Source organism: Nocardioides sp., assembly GCF_036401255.1.
Taxonomy (GTDB): Bacteria; Actinomycetota; Actinomycetes; order Propionibacteriales; family Nocardioidaceae; genus Nocardioides.
Window position 1 is genome coordinate 1 of sequence record NZ_DASWVI010000364.1, and the last position, 4,724, is coordinate 4,724.

A 4,724-nucleotide genomic window follows, 5' to 3' on the forward strand; every position below is an offset into this window, starting at 1 on the left:
CGGTGGTTTCGAGACGGTTGCCGCGCAACCTCCTCAACCACCGGGGACGACCCGACGCGACGGTGGTTTCGAGACGGTTGCCGCGCTTCCTCCTCAACCACCGGGGACGACCCCACGCGGCGGTGGTTTCGAGACGGTGGCCGCGCTTCCTCCTCGACCACGGTGACGACCCCACGCGGCGCGCCTACCGGAGGGTGGGTCCGTTTTCACACCTCAAGACCTACGCTTGCCCGCGATGACTGAGAACGTGTCCCCGCGCCCGGTGGTGGGCGAGGAGCACTCGGGGGAGTACACCCACCGCCAGGTCCTGACGATCCTCTCGGGACTGATGCTGGGGATGTTCCTCGGAGCGCTCGACCAGACGATCGTCAGCACGTCGATCCGCACGATCGCCGACGACCTCAACGGCCTCTCGGTGCAGGCGTGGGTGACGACGGCGTATCTGATCACCGCGACGATCACGACGCCGATCTACGGCAAGCTCGGCGACCTCTACGGCCGCAAGAAGCTGTTCATGTTCGCGATCAGCGTCTTCGTCGCCGGCTCGGCGCTGTGCTCGTTCGCCAACTCGATGACCCAGCTGGCGGCGTTCCGCGCCTTCCAGGGCCTCGGGGCGGGCGGCCTGTTCACCCTGGTCCTCGCGATCATCGGCGACATCGTGTCGCCGCGCGAGCGGGCCCGCTACACCGGCTACTTCATGGCGATGTTCGGCACCTCCAGCGTGCTCGGGCCGCTGATCGGCGGGTTCTTCGCCGGCCGTTCGACGATCCTGTCCATCGACGGCTGGCGCTGGGTGTTCCTGGTGAACGTCCCGATCGGCATCGCCGCCCTGTTCGTGGTCTCGGCGACGCTGCACGTCCACCACACCCGCCGGACCGTGCGCATCGACTGGTGGGGAGCCCTCGCCCTGGCCGTCGGCCTGGTGCCGCTGCTGCTCGTCGCCGAGCAGGGCCGCGACTGGGGCTGGGGGTCGACGCGGTCGGTGACGGCGTACGCCGTGGGCGCCCTCGGGCTGGTCGCGTTCTACCTGGCCGAGCGAGCCATGGGGGATGCGGCGCTGATCCCGCTGCGGATCTTCCGGATCCGGGCCGCCGCGGTGACGATCGGCGCCAGCGTGATCGTCGGCATGGCGATGTTCGGCGGCATCATGCTGCTGCCGCTGTACATGCAGATCGTGCACGCGGCGACGCCCACCGAGTCCGGCCTGCTGATGCTGCCGATGGTGGTCGGCATGATGGCCGCGTCGATCGGGTCCGGCATCGTGATCTCCCGGACCGGGCACGTGCGGCTGTTCCCGATCGTCGGCTCCGGCGTGATGGTCCTCGGGCTGGGGCTGCTGTCGCTGTCCACGGCCGACACGGCGCTGGTGTGGGTGAGCCTGTCGATGTTCGTGCTGGGCCTCGGCCTGGGCAACTGCATGCAGCCGCTGCTGCTGATCGTCCAGAGCGCGGTGCCGCCGACCGAGATCGGCGTCGCGACCAGCTCGGCGACGTTCTTCCGCCAGATCGGCGGCACCTTGGGCGTGGCGGTGTTCCTCTCGGTGCTGTTCAGCAGCGTGGGCGGCAACATCTCCGACGCGATCGCCCACGACAGCCGGACGCCCGCGTGGCAGCAGGCGGTCGCCTCCGGTCACGGCCTCGACCCGCAGGTCGTCGCGCAGGTCCAGGACGACTCGTCGGTGATCGACAGGATGGATCCGGTCATCGCGCACCCCTTCAAGGTCGGGTTCGCTGAGTCCATGGACACCGTGTTCCTGCTCGCTGCGGGGGTCGGGGTCCTGGCGTTCCTGATCCTCCTGCTGCTCCCGGCCGTGGAGCTGCGGGCCACCTCGGCGAGCGTCGCGGCCCGGGCGGAGCCACCCCGCGGCTGAGCCGCGTGTCGCGCCCGAGGCGGGGTTCGGCGGCCGTGCTTGGATGATCCCCATGAGCGACCGCGACATCGAACCGGAGATCGCCGAGGCCGTCCAGAGCGTGACCAACCGCTATGGCGCCCGAGGGCTCGAGGACCTCATCGCCCTCGCCGAGCAGGAGCTCGAGGTGGCCCGCGAGGCCGAACGCAAGCTCGCTGCCGAGGCCGATTGACGGTTCGCCGCCGCGCGCGGACGCGACGTACGCTTGGCTCTTCCCCGATCGTCGACGCAGTCCTGCGAGGTAGTCCCATGTCCGCGCCCGCCAGCGTGTTCCCGCGTCTCGAGCCCCGGCTCCCGTCGGTCTCCAAGCCGATCCAGTACGTCGGAGGCGAGCTCAACTCGACCGTCAAGGACTGGGACTGCGCGCCGGAGGGCGAGACCGTCCGCTGGGCGCTGATGTACCCCGACGCCTACGAGGTCGGCCTGCCCAACCAGGGCGTGCAGATCCTCTACGAGGTGCTCAACGAGCGCGACTGGATCGTCGCCGAGCGCACCTACGCGGTCTGGCCCGACATGGAGCGGGTGATGCGCGAGGGCGACGGCGAGGGGCCGATCCCGCAGTTCACCGTCGACGCCCACCGCCCGGTGCGCGCGTTCGACCTGTTCGGCTTCAGCTTCTCCACCGAGCTCGGCTACACGAACATGCTCAACGCCGTCGACCTGGCCGGCATCGCGCTGCACGCGGCCGACCGCGGCGAGGACGACCCGATCGTGCTCGCCGGCGGCCACGCGGCGTTCAACCCCGAGCCGATCGCGGACTTCATCGACGCCGCCGTGCTCGGCGACGGCGAGGAGATCGTGCTCGCGATCTCCGAGGTCGTCCGGGAGTGGAAGGCCGAGGGCCGCCCCGGCGGCCGCGACGAGGTGCTGCGGCGGCTCGCGGTCAGCGGCGGCGTCTACGTGCCCCGCTTCTACGACGTGTCGTACGCCGACGACGGCACCATCGAGGCGGTCGTGCCCAACCGGCCCGGCATCCCGTTCCGGATCCGCAAGCACACGCTGATGGACCTCGACGCGTGGCCGTACCCGTCCAAGCCGCTGGTGCCGCTGGCCGAGACGGTCCACGAGCGCTACTCCGTGGAGATCTTCCGCGGCTGCACCCGCGGCTGCCGGTTCTGCCAGGCCGGGATGATCACCCGGCCGGTGCGCGAACGCTCGATCCGGACGATCGGCGACATGGTCGAGAACGGCATCCGCAAGTCGGGGTTCGAGGAGGTCGGCCTGCTCTCGCTCAGCAGCGCGGACCACACCGAGATCGGCGACGTGGCCAAGGGGCTGGGCGATCGCTACGAGGGCACCAACGTCAGCCTCAGCCTGCCGAGCACCCGTGTGGACGCCTTCAACATCACGCTCGCGAACGAGTTCTCCCGCAACGGCCGGCGCTCGGGCCTCACGTTCGCCCCCGAGGGCGGCTCGGAGCGGATGCGGCGGGTGATCAACAAGATGGTCACCGAGGAGGACCTGATCCGCACCGTGGCGGCGGCGTACTCCCACGGGTGGCGGCAGGTGAAGCTCTACTTCATGTGCGGGCTGCCCACCGAGACCGACGAGGACGTGCTCGCGATCGCCGACCTCGCCAAGCAGGTCATCGCGAAGGGCCGGGAGGTCTCGGGTCGCAACGACATCCGCTGCACGGTCTCGATCGGCGGCTTCGTCCCCAAGGCGCACACGCCGTTCCAGTGGGCCGGCCAGCTCGACCACGAGACCACCGACGAGCGGCTGAAGAAGCTGCGCGACGTGGTCCGCGAGGACAAGCGCTTCGGCCGCGCGATCGGGTTCCGCTACCACGACGGCAAGCCCGGCACCATCGAGGGCCTGCTGTCGCGGGGCGACCGCCGGGTCGGCGCGATCCTCGAGCGCGTCTGGCGCGACGGCGGCCGGTTCGACGGCTGGAGCGAGCACTTCTCCTACGAGCGCTGGGTGACCTCGGCCGAGGAGGCGCTCGCCGGGACCGGCGTCGACCTGGACTGGTACACCACCCGCGAGCGCGAGTACGACGAGGTCCTGCCGTGGGACCACCTGGACTCCGGGCTCGACAAGGACTGGCTGTGGGCCGACTGGGAGGACGCGCTCGCGGCAGCCGACGGAGCCGACATCGAGGTCGAGGACTGCCGCTGGACGCCCTGCTACGACTGCGGGGTGTGCCCGGAGATGGGGACAGAGATCCAGATCGGCCCCACCGGGCAGAAGCTGCTGCCGCTCAGCGTGGTCTGATCGTCACCCCCGTCGGGCGGGCCCCACGGTCGCGCTCACGCACCTGACACACCTGCTCCGCGTCCACGACAGGTGCGTCAGGTGCGTGGTCGAGCCGGCGGCCGCCAGAACCGGATCGGCTCCAGGGTCAGCGGCTGTGGCTGCTCAGCGTGGTCGGAGCAGGCAGAACTCGTTGTCGTCGGGGTCGGCGAGCACCACCCCGGCGGGCCCGTCCGGCGTCGCGTCCAGGAGCCGCGCGCCGAGCGAGAGCAGCCGGTCCACCTCGGCGCCGTGGTCGGTGCCCGCGGCCGGTGCGAGGTCGAAGTGCCAGCGGTTCGGCCCGTCCTTCGGTGCGACGGGCGGTCCGCCCCAGGTCACCTTCGGTCCGCCGTGCGGCGAGCGGATCGCGGTCTCCTGGTCCTGGTCCCACACCAGCGGCCAGCCGAGCGCCTCGCTCCAGAAGTAGCCCACCTCCTGGGATCCGTCACACGAGAGCGCCCCGATGAACCCGCAGTCGGCGAGGAAGTTGTTGCCCGGCTCGATCACGCAGAACTCGTTGCCGTCCGGGTCGGCGAGCACGACGTGGCCCTCCTCGGGCAGCTGGCCCACGTCGATGTGCCGC

Annotated in this window: 4 protein-coding genes; 3 read left to right on the forward strand and 1 reads right to left on the reverse strand. The window is 70.7% G+C overall.

Features of this window, described 5'->3' with window-relative positions; translation table 11 throughout:
- Nucleotides 1-235: 235 nt before the first annotated feature.
- From VGD85_RS16900 to VGD85_RS16910, 3 genes are all read left to right on the forward strand, one after another.
- Nucleotides 236-1,870: an MDR family MFS transporter gene (locus tag VGD85_RS16900; RefSeq protein WP_331064600.1), complete on the forward strand. Its 1,635-nt coding sequence runs from the start codon at nt 236-238 to the stop codon at nt 1,868-1,870.
- 52 nt (nt 1,871-1,922) lie between these two features.
- On the forward strand, nt 1,923-2,081 hold the full coding sequence (locus tag VGD85_RS16905) for a hypothetical protein (RefSeq protein ID WP_331064601.1): 159 nt from the start codon (nt 1,923-1,925) through the stop codon (nt 2,079-2,081).
- 77 nt (nt 2,082-2,158) lie between these two features.
- Nucleotides 2,159-4,123, forward strand: a complete 1,965-nt coding sequence (locus VGD85_RS16910; RefSeq protein WP_331064602.1) for a TIGR03960 family B12-binding radical SAM protein — start codon at nt 2,159-2,161, stop codon at nt 4,121-4,123.
- A 144-nt stretch (nt 4,124-4,267) separates the two neighbouring features.
- Here the strand turns inward: VGD85_RS16910 and VGD85_RS16915 are convergent.
- The coding region (locus VGD85_RS16915) for a VOC family protein (protein ID WP_331064603.1) at nt 4,268-4,724 on the reverse strand (457 nt) is incomplete at its 5' end.